At 59.7% G+C, this 13,731-nt stretch carries 15 protein-coding genes; 8 read left to right on the top strand and 7 right to left on the bottom strand.

The features are described 5' to 3' along the window. Positions 1-10 precede the first annotated feature (10 nt). On the top strand, positions 11-1,138 hold the full coding sequence (locus BS627_RS15365; RefSeq protein ID WP_077984139.1) for a Gfo/Idh/MocA family protein: 1,128 nt from the start codon (positions 11-13) through the stop codon (positions 1,136-1,138). A 134-nt stretch (positions 1,139-1,272) separates the two neighbouring features. Here BS627_RS15365 and BS627_RS15370 read toward each other — a convergent pair whose 3' ends face one another. The 3 genes from BS627_RS15370 to BS627_RS15380 all read right to left on the bottom strand — a co-directional run bounded on the left by BS627_RS15370 (position 1,273) and on the right by BS627_RS15380 (position 4,309). Further along, positions 1,273-2,235 (bottom strand): 2-hydroxyacid dehydrogenase, encoded by a 963-nt coding sequence (locus BS627_RS15370; protein ID WP_077984051.1) that lies wholly within the window; start codon positions 2,233-2,235, stop codon positions 1,273-1,275. 407 nt (positions 2,236-2,642) lie between these two features. Next, complete coding sequence (locus tag BS627_RS15375; RefSeq protein ID WP_077984052.1) at positions 2,643-3,665, bottom strand: LacI family DNA-binding transcriptional regulator; 1,023 nt, start codon at positions 3,663-3,665, stop codon at positions 2,643-2,645. Between the two features lie 134 nt (positions 3,666-3,799). Next, positions 3,800-4,309: a MarR family winged helix-turn-helix transcriptional regulator gene (locus tag BS627_RS15380; protein ID WP_077984053.1), complete on the bottom strand. Its 510-nt coding sequence runs from the start codon at positions 4,307-4,309 to the stop codon at positions 3,800-3,802. A gap of 79 nt (positions 4,310-4,388) precedes the next feature. On the opposite strand from BS627_RS15380, the gene BS627_RS15385 reads away from it, so the two are divergent. The 3 genes from BS627_RS15385 to BS627_RS15395 all read left to right on the top strand — a co-directional run bounded on the left by BS627_RS15385 (position 4,389) and on the right by BS627_RS15395 (position 7,648). Next, positions 4,389-5,189 (top strand): creatininase family protein, encoded by an 801-nt coding sequence (locus BS627_RS15385; RefSeq protein WP_077984054.1) that lies wholly within the window; start codon positions 4,389-4,391, stop codon positions 5,187-5,189. Positions 5,190-5,304: 115 nt separating this feature from the next. Next, positions 5,305-6,432: a CobW family GTP-binding protein gene (locus BS627_RS15390; RefSeq protein WP_077984055.1), complete on the top strand. Its 1,128-nt coding sequence runs from the start codon at positions 5,305-5,307 to the stop codon at positions 6,430-6,432. Positions 6,433-6,655: 223 nt separating this feature from the next. After that, positions 6,656-7,648, top strand: coding sequence for a WD40 repeat domain-containing protein (locus BS627_RS15395; RefSeq protein ID WP_077984056.1), 993 nt, complete (start codon positions 6,656-6,658; stop codon positions 7,646-7,648). 42 nt (positions 7,649-7,690) lie between these two features. On the opposite strand, the gene BS627_RS15400 is transcribed toward BS627_RS15395, so the two are convergent. After that, entirely contained in the window at positions 7,691-8,872 is a 1,182-nt protein-coding gene (locus tag BS627_RS15400) for an MFS transporter (protein ID WP_077984057.1), read from the bottom strand. A 33-nt stretch (positions 8,873-8,905) separates the two neighbouring features. Between BS627_RS15400 and BS627_RS24355 the strand changes: the two genes are divergently transcribed. Continuing rightward, the gene (locus BS627_RS24355) at positions 8,906-9,310 is read left to right on the top strand and encodes a hypothetical protein (RefSeq protein WP_131829425.1); all 405 of its coding nucleotides are present in this window, start codon (positions 8,906-8,908) and stop codon (positions 9,308-9,310) included. On the opposite strand, the gene BS627_RS15405 is transcribed toward BS627_RS24355, so the two are convergent. After that, the gene (locus tag BS627_RS15405) at positions 9,267-9,554 is read right to left on the bottom strand and encodes a hypothetical protein (RefSeq protein ID WP_077984058.1); all 288 of its coding nucleotides are present in this window, start codon (positions 9,552-9,554) and stop codon (positions 9,267-9,269) included. The two genes, BS627_RS24355 and BS627_RS15405, sit on opposite strands and share 44 nt — an antisense overlap. A gap of 270 nt (positions 9,555-9,824) precedes the next feature. On the opposite strand from BS627_RS15405, the gene BS627_RS15410 reads away from it, so the two are divergent. The 3 genes from BS627_RS15410 (at position 9,825) to BS627_RS15420 (ending at position 12,795) form a co-directional block, all read left to right on the top strand. Continuing rightward, positions 9,825-11,003 (top strand): hypothetical protein, encoded by a 1,179-nt coding sequence (locus BS627_RS15410; RefSeq protein ID WP_077984059.1) that lies wholly within the window; start codon positions 9,825-9,827, stop codon positions 11,001-11,003. Positions 11,004-11,110: 107 nt separating this feature from the next. Further along, the gene (locus tag BS627_RS15415; protein WP_165691265.1) at positions 11,111-11,752 is read left to right on the top strand and encodes a DUF1007 family protein; all 642 of its coding nucleotides are present in this window, start codon (positions 11,111-11,113) and stop codon (positions 11,750-11,752) included. Next, the gene (locus BS627_RS15420) at positions 11,746-12,795 is read left to right on the top strand and encodes a nickel/cobalt transporter (RefSeq protein WP_077984061.1); all 1,050 of its coding nucleotides are present in this window, start codon (positions 11,746-11,748) and stop codon (positions 12,793-12,795) included. The genes BS627_RS15415 and BS627_RS15420 overlap by 7 nt, the downstream gene beginning before the upstream one ends. Here BS627_RS15420 and BS627_RS15425 read toward each other — a convergent pair. Together BS627_RS15425 and BS627_RS15430 are read right to left on the bottom strand one after the other, a co-directional pair. After that, a complete protein-coding gene (locus BS627_RS15425; RefSeq protein ID WP_077984062.1) occupies positions 12,792-13,037 on the bottom strand; it encodes a hypothetical protein in 246 nt (81 codons plus the stop codon). The two genes, BS627_RS15420 and BS627_RS15425, sit on opposite strands and share 4 nt — an antisense overlap. After that, positions 13,024-13,716 (bottom strand): GNAT family N-acetyltransferase, encoded by a 693-nt coding sequence (locus BS627_RS15430; protein ID WP_077984063.1) that lies wholly within the window; start codon positions 13,714-13,716, stop codon positions 13,024-13,026. Before BS627_RS15430 ends, BS627_RS15425 begins: the two co-directional genes overlap by 14 nt. Positions 13,717-13,731: the final 15 nt, after the last annotated feature.

Genomic DNA, 13,731 nt, shown 5'->3' on the forward strand with positions numbered 1-13,731 from the left:
AGGAATGACCATGGCCGCTCTTGGCGTGGGCCTTATCGGCACCGGTTACATGGGCAAGTGCCACGCGCTTGCGTGGAACAACGTCACCAGCGTCTTCGGCGATGTGGAACGCCCCCGCCTCGTGACGCTCGCGGAAGTCAACCCGGAGCTTGCTGCCAAAAAAGCGGCGGAGTTCGGTTTCGTCCGTTCCACGGGCAACTGGCGCGATCTGCTGGCAGACCCGGAGATCGACGTCATCTCCGTCACCACACCGAACGCCTTCCACCCGGAAATGGCGATTGCCGCACTTGAGGCCGGCAAACATGTCTGGTGCGAAAAGCCGATGGCGCCTGCCTTTACTGACGCGGTGAAGATGCGCGATGCCGCTCGCCGATCCGGCAAGGCAGCGGCGATGGGTTACAACTACATCCAGAACCCCGTCATCCGCCATATCCGCCGCCTGATCGACGAAGGCGCCATCGGCAAGGTCTATCACGTCCGGGCCGAAATGGACGAGGACTTCATGGCCGATGCCACCCAGCCCTTCTACTGGAAGAGCGAGGCATCCTCCGGTTACGGCGCACTGGATGATTTCGCCGTGCATCCGTTGTCACTGCTCTTCGCCCTGTTCGGCCATGCGCAAAGCGCCATCACCGACATGGTCAAACCTTACGAAACCCGCCCGCTTGCCGGCGGTGGCGAACGTGCGGTCGAGACGCATGATCTTGCCAGCGTTATCCTGAAGCTGGAAGGCGGCATTTCCGCCGTGCTCATCGCCAATCGTTCCGCCTGGGGCCGCAAGGGCCGCATCGCCATCCAGATATATGGCTCCACCGGCTCCATCCTGTTCGATCAGGAGCGAATGAACGAGTTCCAGCTCTACACCACGGACGGACGCCCGGAAGAGCAGGGTTTCAGAACCATCCTGACCGCCCCCCATCACAAGCCCTATGACCGCTTCATCCCAGCCCCCGGCCACGGCCTCGGCTTCAACGATCTGAAAGTGATCGAATGCCGGGAACTGATAGCGTCCATAGAAGGCAAGAAGGCCCATATCATCGATTTCGACGAAGGGCTGAAGATCGAGCGCAGCATTCACGCCATGGCCCGGTCATTTGCAGAAGGGCGCTGGGTGGCGACGGAGGAAATTGCGGAATAGGGACAGATAGGGGGTGAGCGCCACGCTCACCTCCTTTGTCATGCTCAAGCCTGTCCCGAGCATCTGCAACATCTTGATTTTATTCGACGTGATTAGATCCTCGGCACAAGGCCGAGGATGGCACTGGAAAAGGATTACGCCTTGACCGGCGTCTCCGGCACCGGCGTCAGCACCTTGCGGTCCCTGAACCAGCCGAGAATATTGTCGGCCACCAGATCGGCCATGGCGTTGCGGGTGGGAACCGAGGCGGAGGCGACATGCGGCAGCAGGGAGACATTCGGCAGCGACAGGAAAGCTTCCGGCACCTTCGGCTCGGCATAGAACACGTCGAGACCGGCAGCCCCCAAAGCGCCACTTTTAAGCGCCTCAAGCAGTGCGTCCTCATCGACGCTGGAGCCGCGGCCTACATTGATGAACACGCCCTCAGGCCCGAGCGCGGTCAGCACGTCGGCATTGATCGCCTTGTGTGTCTCTGGTGTGCCCGGCACGATACAGATCAGCGTATCGACGGTCTCTGCCATTTCCTTCAGCGAGCCATAATAGGTGTAGGAGAGTTCGTCGCGCTTGCTGCGGGTGTGATAGCCGATCTCCACCTTGAAGGGTTCAAGCCGCTTGGCGATTTCCTGGCCGATGCGGCCCATGCCGAACAGGCCGACCTTGCGGCCGCGCAGCGAAAACGGCGACAGTGCGAACGGGCCTTCGCCAACCCATTTGCCATCCCGCAGCCAGGTCTCGGCCTGATAAAGACGGCGCACGGTGTTAATCAACAGCGCAATCGTCGTATCGGCCACTTCGTCATTCAGCACATCAGGCGTATTCGTCACCACGACGCCACGGGTGGCGGCGTGTTTGGCGTCGACACCATCATAACCCACGCCGAAATTGGCGATGATCTCGAGCTTCGGCAGCGCATCGATCCATTTGGCGTTGACGGCGCCAGAAACAGCAATCGCATTGACGCGTCCGGCCGCGCCCTCCGGCAAAACCGGCTCGGCACCGGCAGGCACTGCCACAATCTCGACCTTGCCTTCGAGGCGTTCGAGAACGCGCGGGTTTATCTTGCCGGGAACGAGAACGACGGCCTTTTTGTCAGACATGAGCGGATATTCCTCCAGATAACATTCCGATATCAGGAGTGGTCGTCAAGCGAACCGCTTGCCATCCCACTCCTCATGGCGGCGATCTTTTCAAACAACGACCGCCGTGAAAAGGCCAATAAGGGGATGTTGTGGAGGCAGACGGAGGTTTCATGCCGATTTTTTGGCGGCGCCTCGCACCGTCGTGCCGGGCTGTTTCATCGCTGCAGGGTGTGACCTTCTAAAAGGAGCACACATCACGGCATTGAGCGCGATGGATACAGCTTTTCGCAACGTCACCCTTGGGCTTGTCCAAGGGTCTAACCATGCCAACAAAATCAATACGTTGCGGATCCTCGGGACAGGCCCGAGGATTGACCTCGGCGCGGCTGGCGTCGCCAAGACCACTTCCTGCCGTTGGGCCAAGCTCACACCCGCGGCCGCACCGGCCCAGTCGATTGCCGGATGCGCATTTCCGGTTTGATGAGGTGAATACCATCAGGTTCATGGCTGCCCGCCAGCCTGTCCAGCAGCGCGCGGGCCGCCAAGCGCCCCACCTCGGCCTGGCCGTTGGAAACGGTGGTCAGCGCCGGGGTGGCGATGGCAGCTTCCTCCAGATCGTCGTAGCCCGTTACTGAAATATCGACACCCGGCACCAGACCGGCGCGGGAAATGCCGTTCATGAGACCGATGGCGACGAGATCGTTCCAACACACGGCGGCGGTCGGCTTCTGCGGCAGCGAGAGGAAATGCACCGCCGCCTCGAAGCCGCCCTGTTTGGAGCGCGGGCCGGGAATGCGCAGGTTCGGATCGACCTCGATGCCCGCCTTGCGCAGCGCATTGACATAACCCTGATAACGGTCACGCCCCGTCGAGGTCTGGTCGGTACCGCCAACCATGGCGATGGTGCGGTGGCCGAGGCTGATGAGGTGGTTGGTGGCGAGCGAAATGCCGTAGCTGTCATCGCCGCGATAGGTTGGCATGTCGACGCCGTCCATGGAGCGGGCCACCAGAATGGCGGGCATGCCGTTTTCTTCGGCGAGCGTCATATCCTCGATCGGCGTGCCGATCGCCGGAGACATGATGATACCGTCAGAGCCGAGCTGCAGCAGCGTTTCAATGAAGGTGCGCTGTTTTTCCACCGAATCGTAATGGTTGGACAGGATGAACGTCTGTCGGCTGCGGTCCAGCTCGCTTTCAATGGCTTTCAGGATTTCGCCATAGAAGGGGTTCATCACATCGTGGAACACCACGCCGACAATACCGGAGCGGGAGGTGCGCAGGCTGGCGGCGCGGCGGTTATAGATATAACCCAGCGCCCGCGCCTGTTCCTTGATCTTTTCCCGCGTATCGGCGGCGACCAGCGGGCTATCGCGCAATGCAAGAGAAATGGTGGCGGTCGAAAGTCCGAGGCTTTCGGCAATCGTGGACAATTTGACCTTTTGGGCCACGGCATTTCTCCCCAAACGCACGTCGATGACGGATAGCTCCGTTTAAATTGCAATTAAACAATTTAAACAAAATCCGCAACCCGTTTAAGGAATACCCACAAAACAGATGGCTCTTTTAAAAATTTCAGCAAAAATTATTGAAGATTGGCGTCTATCGCCTTCAAGAGTTTAACGATGTTACGCACATCCTTGGCCGAAAGCCCCTCGACGGCTCTTGCGCCGCAATTGGCGATGGAAACATTGATGTGTTCGACGCTTTTCAGACCCGCTTCCGTCAGCTTCACCAGCGTCACACGGCCATCCTCGTCGTCACCGCTGCGCTCCACGAAGCCCTGGGCTTCCATGCGGCCGATCGTGCGCGTCATGGTGGGCGCCTTGACGCCGAGTTTCTGGGCGATCTGCCCGGGTGTCAGGCTGCCTTCCTGCGCCAGCGCCAGGATAACGCCGTCCTGTCCGGCATAAAGGCCGCTTTCGGCAAGACTGTGGCTCAGCGCCGTGCGCATGGAGCGGGCGGCCTGAGTGATGGATTGCGCCAGTTCCTCGGGGTTGAAATTCTCATCCCTTTTTTTGGCGTCCTTGGCCTTCTTGCCGCCCTTTTCCTTCTTGGCGCTTTTGTCCTTGTTCCCGGATTTGTCCTTGCTCATATGCGAGTGCCTTTTACCCTGTGGCGGAACCGATATATGTTGCTGGAAATCCTTACCGAATGCACGCGCGGACTGCCAGATGCCAAACTCATACACGCATTATCACGACGAAAACGTAACAGAGCCTCATCTTCGCGCAACAGGAGCAATCTCCGTCCTGCCGCTCGGTGCGCACGAGCAGCATGGTCCGCACCTGCCCTTCGAGACCGATACGCTGATTGCCGAAGGCATCGTCACCCGCCTTGCCGCCGCCCTGCCCGCCCACCTGCCCGTCTCCTTCCTGCCCGCGGAACCGGTCGGTTATTCCGTCGAACACATGGACGTGCCGGGCACGAAGACACTGCGTTACGATGAAGCCATCGAGCGCTGGCTCGGCATCGCCGAGGCGGAATATAAAAAGGGCGTGCGCAAATTCGTGATGTTGAACGCTCATGGCGGCAATTCACCGCTGATGACCGTCGTCGCCACCGAGGCCCGCGTCCGTTTCGGCATGCTGGCGGTCGCCACAAGCTGGACCCGTTTCGGCGTGCCTGCCGATATCGTGAAGCCGCAGGACAAGGCGGTCGACATCCACGGCGGCGATATCGAGACATCCGTCATGCTCGCGCTTCACCCCGAACGTGTGGCGATGGAAAAAGCCGAGAATTTCCCCTCGCGCCAAAGCGACTTCGCACAGCGCTTCAGACATCTGCGCGCCTATGGCCCCCACGCCTTCGGCTGGCTGATGAGCGACCTGAATCCCGATGGCGTTGCCGGAAACGCGGCAGTCGCCTCGGCCGAAAAGGGCGAAAGGCTGATTTCCCATGCTGTATCGGGCCTCGTCGAACTGCTTGAAGATGTCCACGCTTTTGACATAACGTTATTTCATAACAAAATTTGAAAAACTCAGCCGAAACCGGCCAGAATCCCTTTGAACTGCCGGAACGTCGCGCCTATATGGACGACGACACTTATTCCTTAAGGCCGCGACCGGCCTTGCTCCACACGAGGTTTCCATGACCGAAACAGCACCAGCCAAGCCCATTCCAGTCACCGTCCTGACGGGATATCTCGGCGCCGGCAAGACGACGCTTCTCAACCGCATTCTCTCCGAGAACCACGGCAAGAAATACGCTGTCATCGTCAATGAATTCGGCGAGATCGGCATCGACAACGATCTGATCGTCGAATCCGACGAGGAAATCTACGAAATGAACAATGGCTGCGTGTGCTGCACGGTGCGCGGAGACCTCATCCGCGTCGTGGAAGGCCTGATGCGCCGTCCGGGCCGTTTCGACGGTATCATCGTCGAGACCACAGGCCTTGCCGACCCCGTTCCTGTCGCCCAGACCTTCTTCATGGATGACGACGTGCGCGCCAAGACCGAGCTAGATGCTGTCGTTGCCCTCGTTGACGCCAAGCATCTGCCGCTGCGCCTGAAGGACAGCCGCGAGGCCGAAGACCAGATCGCCTTTGCCGACGTCGTTGTCGTCAACAAGACCGATCTCGTTTCGCCGGAGGAAGTCGCCCGCATCGAAGATATCGTGCGCGCCATCAATCCTTCCGCCCGTATCTACAAGACCACCCGTTCCGGCGTCGATCTCGCCCGGGTTCTCGATCAGGGCGCCTTCAACCTGGAACGCGCGCTGGAAAACGACCCGCATTTCCTCGAGCACGGCCATGACGACCACGTTTGCGGCCCCGATTGCGATCATCATCATCACGACCACGGCCATGATCACCATCATCATGACCACGATCACGGGCATCATCACCACGATCATGACCATGCGCACGACCATGGCCACGATCACCACCATGGCGCGGTCTCCCCGATCCATGACGTGACGGTACAGTCGGTTTCGCTGCGCGGCGGCGAGATGAACCCCGAGCGGTTCTTCCCGTGGATCCAGAAAGTCACCCAGACAGACGGCCCGAACATCCTGCGCCTCAAGGGCATCATCGCCTTCAAGGGCGATGCGGAACGTTACGTGGTGCAGGGCGTGCACATGATCATCGAGGGCGATCACCAGCGCCCGTGGAAGGAAGACGAAAAGCGCGAAAGCCGCCTCGTCTTCATCGGCCGCGAACTGGACCGCGAGAAGCTGGAAAAGAGTTTTAACGCCTGCCTCGCGACGGCCTGAGGTTTTCAAGGGAAGGCACCGAGACGCTCATGCTCGGTGCCCCCCCACGCTCGACGTCATCCTCGGGCTTGACCCGAGGACCCATTGCCGCCAGCATGTGGATGGCCGGGTCAAGCCCGACCATGACGCAACGGGTTGAAACCGCACCAACGGGTCTTCCCGACCTTTGTCAGCGACCGAAATCCACCAAACAAAAAACACTGATACGAAAGACCGATGCCCCATGCCGACTGTTGCCCCGCTTGATATCGAAGGCCACGTGGTCTCGACCCATTTTCTCGGCGACATTCCCCTGTTTGCCACCGCCGCCGGCACCATTCACCGGCTGGATGGCGGCGAGAAGGTGACCGAGGCGCATGACGGGCTTTTGACCTGCATTCGTGACCCCTATAGCGCCACGCTGCTTTCCGGCGGCGAAGACGGGCGCGTGCTGCGCATCGGCCATGATGGCAGCATCAGCGAGATCGCCAATGTACCGCGCAAATGGGTGGGCGTCGTTGCCGGCGGCCCGCAGAAGGCGGTCGCTTATGGCGTCGGCAAATCCAGCTTCGTGCGACTGTCCGACGGCACGGTCAAGGAATTCAAGGAAGAACGCACGGTGGAGGCGATCGCCTTTGCACCGAAAGGCCTGCGCATTGCCGTTGCCCGTTACAACGGCGTGACGCTGCACTGGGTGGCGACGGCAGGCGATCCCGTCGATCTGGAATGGAAGGGTGCGCATACCGGCGTCACCTTCTCGCCCGATGGCAAGTTCCTTGTGACCACCATGCAGGAAAACGCTCTGCACGGCTGGAAGATGGAAGCCACCAAGGGCGGCATGGAAGCCCGCCACATGCGCATGACGGGTTATCCCGCCAAGGTCAAATCCGTGTCATGGTCGGCAAAGGGCAAGTGGCTCGCCTCATCGGGCGCCCCCGCCGCGATCGTCTGGCCCTTCTCCGGCAAGGATGGCCCGATGGGCAAGTCCCCGGAAGAACTCGGTAGCCGCGCCAATATCATGGCCACCAATGTCGCCTTCCATCCGGTGGAAGATGTACTCGCCATCGGCTTCATCGACGGCATGATCCTCGGCGTGCGCCTCGCCGACGGCAAGGAAGCCCTGCTGCGCCGCCCCGGCAAGGGCGCTATTACGTCCATGGACTGGAGCGCTACCGGCAAACTGCTCGCCTTTGCGTCCGAAGCGGGCGATTGCGGGATCATCGATATTTCGGCTTGAGGGATGGCGTAATGGGTTGCTCCGCACTTTCGCCGGAACGCCCTATTCCGCCACCTGCCGCCGCGTCAGAAACAGCAGCAGCAGCGCCGCACCCGCCCCGACTGAAGCAAAGCGAATAGAGGTGCCGAAGCTGGCATATTGCGATACGAACCCCATTAGCGGCACCGCAAACAGCGCGGCGAGAAAAATCGAATTCATATAGAGCGCCGTCGCCCGGGCGGTGCGCCCGCGGGCAAAACCCTGCACGAAGGTAAGGCAGGTGCCGGCAAATAGGCCGTAATAGGCCCCCTCCATCGCAGCGCCGACCAGCATCGCTGGCAGGGTTTTTACCGAAGCGATGATGTTGAAGGCGATGATCGCCGTCACCGCCGCGCCGCTCAGCAGCAGCCGTGCGCTGATCAGGCGCATGATGCGCGGCGCAAGAAGAATGAGCAGGACTTCCATGGCGCATTTGACGCTGAGCGAAAGGCCCGGCGCATAGTCCGGCAAGCCCACCTCACGCACCAGAAACACCGGCAGGGCCGAGGCGCAAAGAGCGTGGGCGAAAGACATGCAGAAACTCGCTGCCGCCGCCATCAATAGCGGCAAGTTGCGCCCCGTATCGACCCCGCCTTCATCTCGCCGCTCCATCGGGCAGGTCTGGCCACGCGGCACGATTGTAAACGCAAGCGCCCCCCAGGTGGCCGCCATCAGCATCGCGTTCACGAAGACGGCCTTTGCACCGGCGAGATCGACAATCAGAAAGGCGGCAGCCGGCAACAACATCCATGCCAGCGATACCATCATCCTGAGGAAAGCATTATAAGAGATGGTATCGAGCGCCTCGATCCGGCCATGATAACGGCCGTAACTGAAGACAAGTGTGGTGGCCGCGTTGGAAAGCCCCATGCCTGTCGCCGTGACCGCCACCAGCAGCGCCAGATGCCCGAAACTCGCCGCCGCCGCCGCCACGAAAGCCCCGGCGACGGAAAGCAGCAGCAACGGCCTCACCCGCACACCGGCATCCACCCGCTCGCCATAGATACGGCTGGCGATGATGGAGGCAAGCGCTGCCGTCACGCTGTAAAGGCCGAGCGTTGCCGGCGGATGGCCAAGCACCTGGATGATGTAGAAACCGATAAACGGCACAATGGCAGCATTGGTGCTGCCGGCGATGAAAACCAGCAGCGCGATCATATAGGCCTGACGATCGAAAGCGCCCGGCAAAGTGCTTTTCTGTGGCATGGGAATCGAGTGAAGGCTGGGAGGCGGCACGGGATGACGGCGACCACCATCACACCAAAATGCTCTGTGGTTCAAGCCCGTCCGAAGGAACGAATGCGGTTTCGCTTCTCGAAGAAAACAAGTCGTCTTCCCCATCCGGTACACCGGCTCGGTTTCAATGTTGTGAAGAAACCGGACAAAAAAGAGGGCCGCGAGGCCCTCTTCCAGTCATGCGATGCGCCGTTTGTTCTTGCCGGAAACGCCATGCGTCAAACACACGCAACTCGAGGATCGTTGCCGGCTTATGTGCTGCGCGCATCGTCTGCGTCGAAAATCCCTGATGATTTTCGAGCTGTTCCGTTGGAGCGGGATGGGGAAAAGCCCGATGGTTTCGCCATCCCGTTCCACGTTTCAGTTAGTGCCGGCGCTTTTTGCCGCCGCCGTTCTTGTTGTCGATGACATCGACGGACGTCTTGTTGCCGTTCAGCACACCGTTCAGAATGCCGGTCTTGTTGCCATTCAGAATCCCGTTATTGGACAGGATGCCGTTGACACCGAGATCGATGCTGGGCGAGACGACGACAAGGGCGCCGCCCTTGTTGCTGTTGCCGGACAGGATGCCTCCCAGAAGACCGCCCGCATTGGCCTGACCAACGGAAGCGACAGTAAGAATAGCGGCTACACAAGCGAACTTTGCAATCATTTCTCTCTCCTCTTTTGTTTGATCACGCCATCTGGCGTAACTGAACTGTATATTTAGAGGATTCTAATTCAAGCAAATGCTAATATTACAATGAAAAATTAACTTTAATACTGGTGATTTTAATAGAATTTTACACATCATCTTTTCGAGCCCACCATCTCTATTTCGGCATAGACGCCATGAATTTCGGCTCCGAACGTAAAATGGTGCGGGAGACTTTATTAACCATCCAAATATAAGATATTGCTTAATTAGCGACCGGAGATGCGAATGCGGCTGGGGGGATATATCGCGCTTGTTCTCGGGCTTGCCTGCGCCTGCGGCGCGCAGGCGCAGCAAAAGGCCGATGAGCACAATGTCACCTATAAATCCGGCATTGCTTATGACAGCAATTATTTCGCCGACACCAACCGGCTGAGCGCGATATCGCTGCGCACCGGCTTCGGGCTCAATGGCAAGATAACGCTGGAGGGGGCGGAGCTGCGTTATTCGCTCGAGCAGGAAGAGGTTCGCCTACCCCGCTATCGTTTCGCCAATGAACATAACACCATCGCTACGCTGGGTCTGACGAAGCGCTTTTCCGACAAGCTGGAATGGGCTGTTGAGCTGCGCGGTACCCGCAGCGATGCCGGCGATATTTTCCTGCATCTGCCGGAAGAAGACATTGGTTACCGACAGCTGGATCACAAGCTGGAGGCGTCTTCCCAGCTCGGCATCCTCGCCCTTGGCGGCAAGAACACGCTGACGGCAAGCATCACCAGCCTGATGAAAGGCAAGGCGCGGTTCCGCCCGGCCTATTTCCTGCCCACCCGACTGGAAGCCAACGAGGCGCTTTTATCGCTGAAGGCCGAACATGCACGATCGCTCGGCGGTGGCGAGGCGGGGCTGACGCTTGTTTACGACCGTATCGCCGTGCCTGAGGGGCAGCAGGAAAAATATGAACGTTTCCCGGCCCAAACGCTGCGCGGCTCTCTGGCCTATGGTTACAGGTTCTCCGACCGTTTCGCGGTTCTGGCCGAAGCGGGTTTCACATCCATTTCCGGCGATGAGATCAGCGACAAGGTAAAGCGCACCCGCCCCTATCTGCGGGCCGAGGCCGAGGTGAAGGCCACCGATCGCATCGCCTTCGGCGTCGGCTTTTCGCAGGACTATGCGCTTTTCGATCCGGATGATCCGATTGCGGAATTCCATCGCCGCTTTCAATTCGTCATGAAAAGCAGGCTCACCGAAAAGGTGGGGCTCGATCTTGCGCTGCATCGCGTCCACAAGGACTGGATCTATTATAATTACGATACCAGCGAGCGCAGGCTGGTCGCAACGCTGTCCTTCGATACCGGCAAGAACAGCAAGCTGGAGCTGGAGTTCAACCGCCTGCTGCATGGCGAGCGCGATACCGATCTTGCCTATAGCGGCTCCAGCATCACCTCGCGCTTCAGCGGCACCTTCTGAAATTCCTTGGCGGCCCGCGCGAAGGATCAAACCCATCAGGTCGAAATTCGGTCCCAATTTCTGCTAGAGTCGGGCCTTCAAGATTCGAAGGCAGGACAGACCGGATAATGAACAGACGCATTTTGCTCCTCGCGGTCGGCCTCGCCTGCGTTCCAGTCGCGGCGGTTGCGCATCCGCATATCTTTGCCGAAGCCCGCATGGAAATCGTTGAGGGGCCGAACGGCACCGTTCAGGAAGTGCGCAACATCTGGCGTTTCGACGAGATGTTTTCCGCAAGCGTGGTGATGGATTACGACAAGAACAGCGATCTGAAGCTCGACAAGGACGAGCTGGCGGAAATCGGCAATACGGTCAAGGAATCGCTTGCCGAATATTCCTACTACACCTTCATCACCGCCAATGGAAAACCGGTGGAGTTTGGGAAGCCCGACGCCATTCACGTGGACTACAAGGACAACCAGATCCTGATGTTCTTCTCCGTGAAGCCGACCAAACCGCTCGCAGTCAAGGGCAAGCTCTCCTTCGGCGCCTGGGATCCGACCATGTACACGGCGATCGATTTCGCAAAGGACGGCGATATCGCGACCGAGGGCAAGGACCTGAATGCCTGCAAGCATCATGTCGTCCGACCCGATCCGGACGAGGTGATCTCGCAAAACCAGAGTTCGCTGACCGATGCCTTCTTCAACGATCCGACCGGAACCGACATGACCAAACTCTTCGCCACCCGGCTGGAGATATCATGCTGAGCCGCAGGGCAAGCCTCGTCGCTGTCGCCATCGGCCTCGTTGCCGTGGCCGGTGCGGCCCATGCGCAGTCGCCGCTCGGCATCGGTTCGGCCGAGCCTTCATTTTCCGTTGGCGGGCCCTTCGCACCGCTGATGCAATGGATCAACGTGCACCAGCAGATGTTCTACCGTGCGCTGACCGGCGCGTTGAAGGCCATGCGCGAGGATGGCTGGGCGCTCAGCTCGCTGATCGGCCTCTCCTTTGCTTATGGCGTTTTTCATGCCGCCGGCCCCGGCCACGGCAAGGCGGTCATTTCGTCCTACATGATCGCCAATGAAACGCAGTTGAAACGCGGCATTCTCATTTCTTTCGTTTCGGCGCTCATTCAGGGTTTGATGGCCATCGGCCTTGTCGGTGCCGCGTGGCTGGTGCTGCGTGGCACCTCCATCACCATGACGAAGGCCACGCAGGCGATGGAAATCGCCAGCTTCGCCATGGTGGCGCTGTTCGGCGCCTGGCTGCTGGTGCGAAAGCTCTGGTCGCTGCGCATCCGGCGCGAACCCGTTCCCGTTTTCGCCACGGCAGGTGAAACCGCCATGCCGCGAACGACCGGCATGGGCACGGGCCTGCGCTTCCAGGGTAAGCCGGTTTTCGCAGATCATGAGCATAATGGCGCGGGCGACCTGTGCACCGCCTGCGGCAAATCCCACGCGCCCGACCCGATGTTGCTGAAGGGCAAGAACTTCAGCCTGCACGAGGCGTGGTCCGCCATTATCGCAGTCGGGCTCAGACCCTGCTCGGGCGCGATCATCGTCATGAGCTTTGCACTTCTGAATGGGCTTTATCTCGGCGGCGTGCTCTCCGTGCTCGCCATGTCGCTCGGCACGGCCATTACGGTATCGGCTCTCGCCATCATGGCCGTTTCGGCAAAGGGCCTCGCCGTGCGTTTCGCCGGCCCCGGCAGCCGCAGGGCGGCCGGCATCAGCCATGCGATAGAGATCGCCGGTGCGCTGTTCGTGCTGATCATGGGACTGCTGCTGCTCGGTGCGTCGCTTCAGCTCTAACCGTCACGGCGGCGCTGGTAACGGGCGCGCAGCCAAAATAGCAGGAAGAAACACAGCACAGCCACCGAACCGAAGGCAGCGGCGAGCCAGGGCGAATAATCGCCCAGCCACAGCATGATCTTCGGCATGACGAAGAAGACCAGCCCGAAACCGACGATGATGAGGGCGGCGGCGAGGGCCGGAGACCAATCCTTCTTACCGTGGCTCGGCTTTTCAGGCGCCGGGTTTTCAGGCAATGGCATCGGCAAACTCCGCACGGATATCCTCAAGCTTGCGTTGCTGCGCACCATCGGCCGCAAAATTCTCCGGCGAAAGCCAGGCTTCGAAGGCCTTGCCGATCAGCGGCCATTCGCCGTCGATCATGGAAAACCACGCCGTATCGCGGTTCTGGCCCTTCGAGACCATATGCTGGCGGAAAACGCCCTCGAAGGTGAAGCCATAACGCTTCGCCGTTATCTTGGAGGGCTCGTTTTCATTGTGGCATTTCCACTCGTAACGGCGATACCCCAGATCCTCGAAAACATGTTTCGCCATCAGGTAATGCGCCTCGGTGGAAAGAGGCGAGCGTTTCATCTTCGCGCCATGGGCGACGGAGCCGACCTCGACCACGCCATTGGCGGGATCGGGCCGCATATAGCTCGCCATGCCGACGATATCGCCGGTGGCGTTTTCAACGAAGACCAGCGTGACCCAGTTAAGCTTCTGCCCTGCGCCGACAAGCCAGTCGCCGAAAGCGCTGGCATCGGGAAAGGCGCTTTGCGGGAAATATTTGAGCAGCGCATTCACGCCCTCGCCGCCAAGGGCGGTCCAGAGTTTTTCCAGATGCTTTTCGCGGTCGAACGGCTCGGCGGTCACATAACGACCCTTCAACACCACCGGCTGCGGCGGCGGACATCCCTTGAAATCACTCAGATCGCGCATTCTCTTCCCCATTTG

It is taken from the genome of Agrobacterium salinitolerans (assembly GCF_002008225.1).
Classification (GTDB): Bacteria; Pseudomonadota; Alphaproteobacteria; order Rhizobiales; family Rhizobiaceae; genus Agrobacterium; species Agrobacterium salinitolerans.

Bases quoted from the DNA above. Each gene is read 5' to 3' on its own strand.
- BS627_RS15380 (WP_077984053.1), bottom strand. From the start codon at position 4,309: ATGAGCAAGGACAAATCCGGGAACAAGGACAAAAGCGCCAAGAAGGAA.
- BS627_RS15420 (WP_077984061.1), top strand. From the start codon at position 11,746: ATGCTGAGCCGCAGGGCAAGCCTCGTCGCTGTCGCCATCGGCCTCGTT.
- BS627_RS15410 (WP_077984059.1), top strand. From the start codon at position 9,825: ATGCGGCTGGGGGGATATATCGCGCTTGTTCTCGGGCTTGCCTGCGCC.
- BS627_RS15405 (WP_077984058.1), bottom strand. From the start codon at position 9,554: ATGATTGCAAAGTTCGCTTGTGTAGCCGCTATTCTTACTGTCGCTTCC.
- BS627_RS15395 (WP_077984056.1), top strand. From the start codon at position 6,656: ATGCCGACTGTTGCCCCGCTTGATATCGAAGGCCACGTGGTCTCGACC.
- BS627_RS15425 (WP_077984062.1), bottom strand. From the start codon at position 13,037: ATGCCATTGCCTGAAAACCCGGCGCCTGAAAAGCCGAGCCACGGTAAG.
- BS627_RS15385 (WP_077984054.1), top strand. From the start codon at position 4,389: ATGCCAAACTCATACACGCATTATCACGACGAAAACGTAACAGAGCCT.
- BS627_RS15430 (WP_077984063.1), bottom strand. From the start codon at position 13,716: ATGCGCGATCTGAGTGATTTCAAGGGATGTCCGCCGCCGCAGCCGGTG.
- BS627_RS15415 (WP_165691265.1), top strand. From the start codon at position 11,111: ATGAACAGACGCATTTTGCTCCTCGCGGTCGGCCTCGCCTGCGTTCCA.
- BS627_RS15365 (WP_077984139.1), top strand. From the start codon at position 11: ATGGCCGCTCTTGGCGTGGGCCTTATCGGCACCGGTTACATGGGCAAG.
- BS627_RS15390 (WP_077984055.1), top strand. From the start codon at position 5,305: ATGACCGAAACAGCACCAGCCAAGCCCATTCCAGTCACCGTCCTGACG.
- BS627_RS24355 (WP_131829425.1), top strand. From the start codon at position 8,906: ATGACGGCGACCACCATCACACCAAAATGCTCTGTGGTTCAAGCCCGT.
- BS627_RS15400 (WP_077984057.1), bottom strand. From the start codon at position 8,872: ATGCCACAGAAAAGCACTTTGCCGGGCGCTTTCGATCGTCAGGCCTAT.
- BS627_RS15370 (WP_077984051.1), bottom strand. From the start codon at position 2,235: ATGTCTGACAAAAAGGCCGTCGTTCTCGTTCCCGGCAAGATAAACCCG.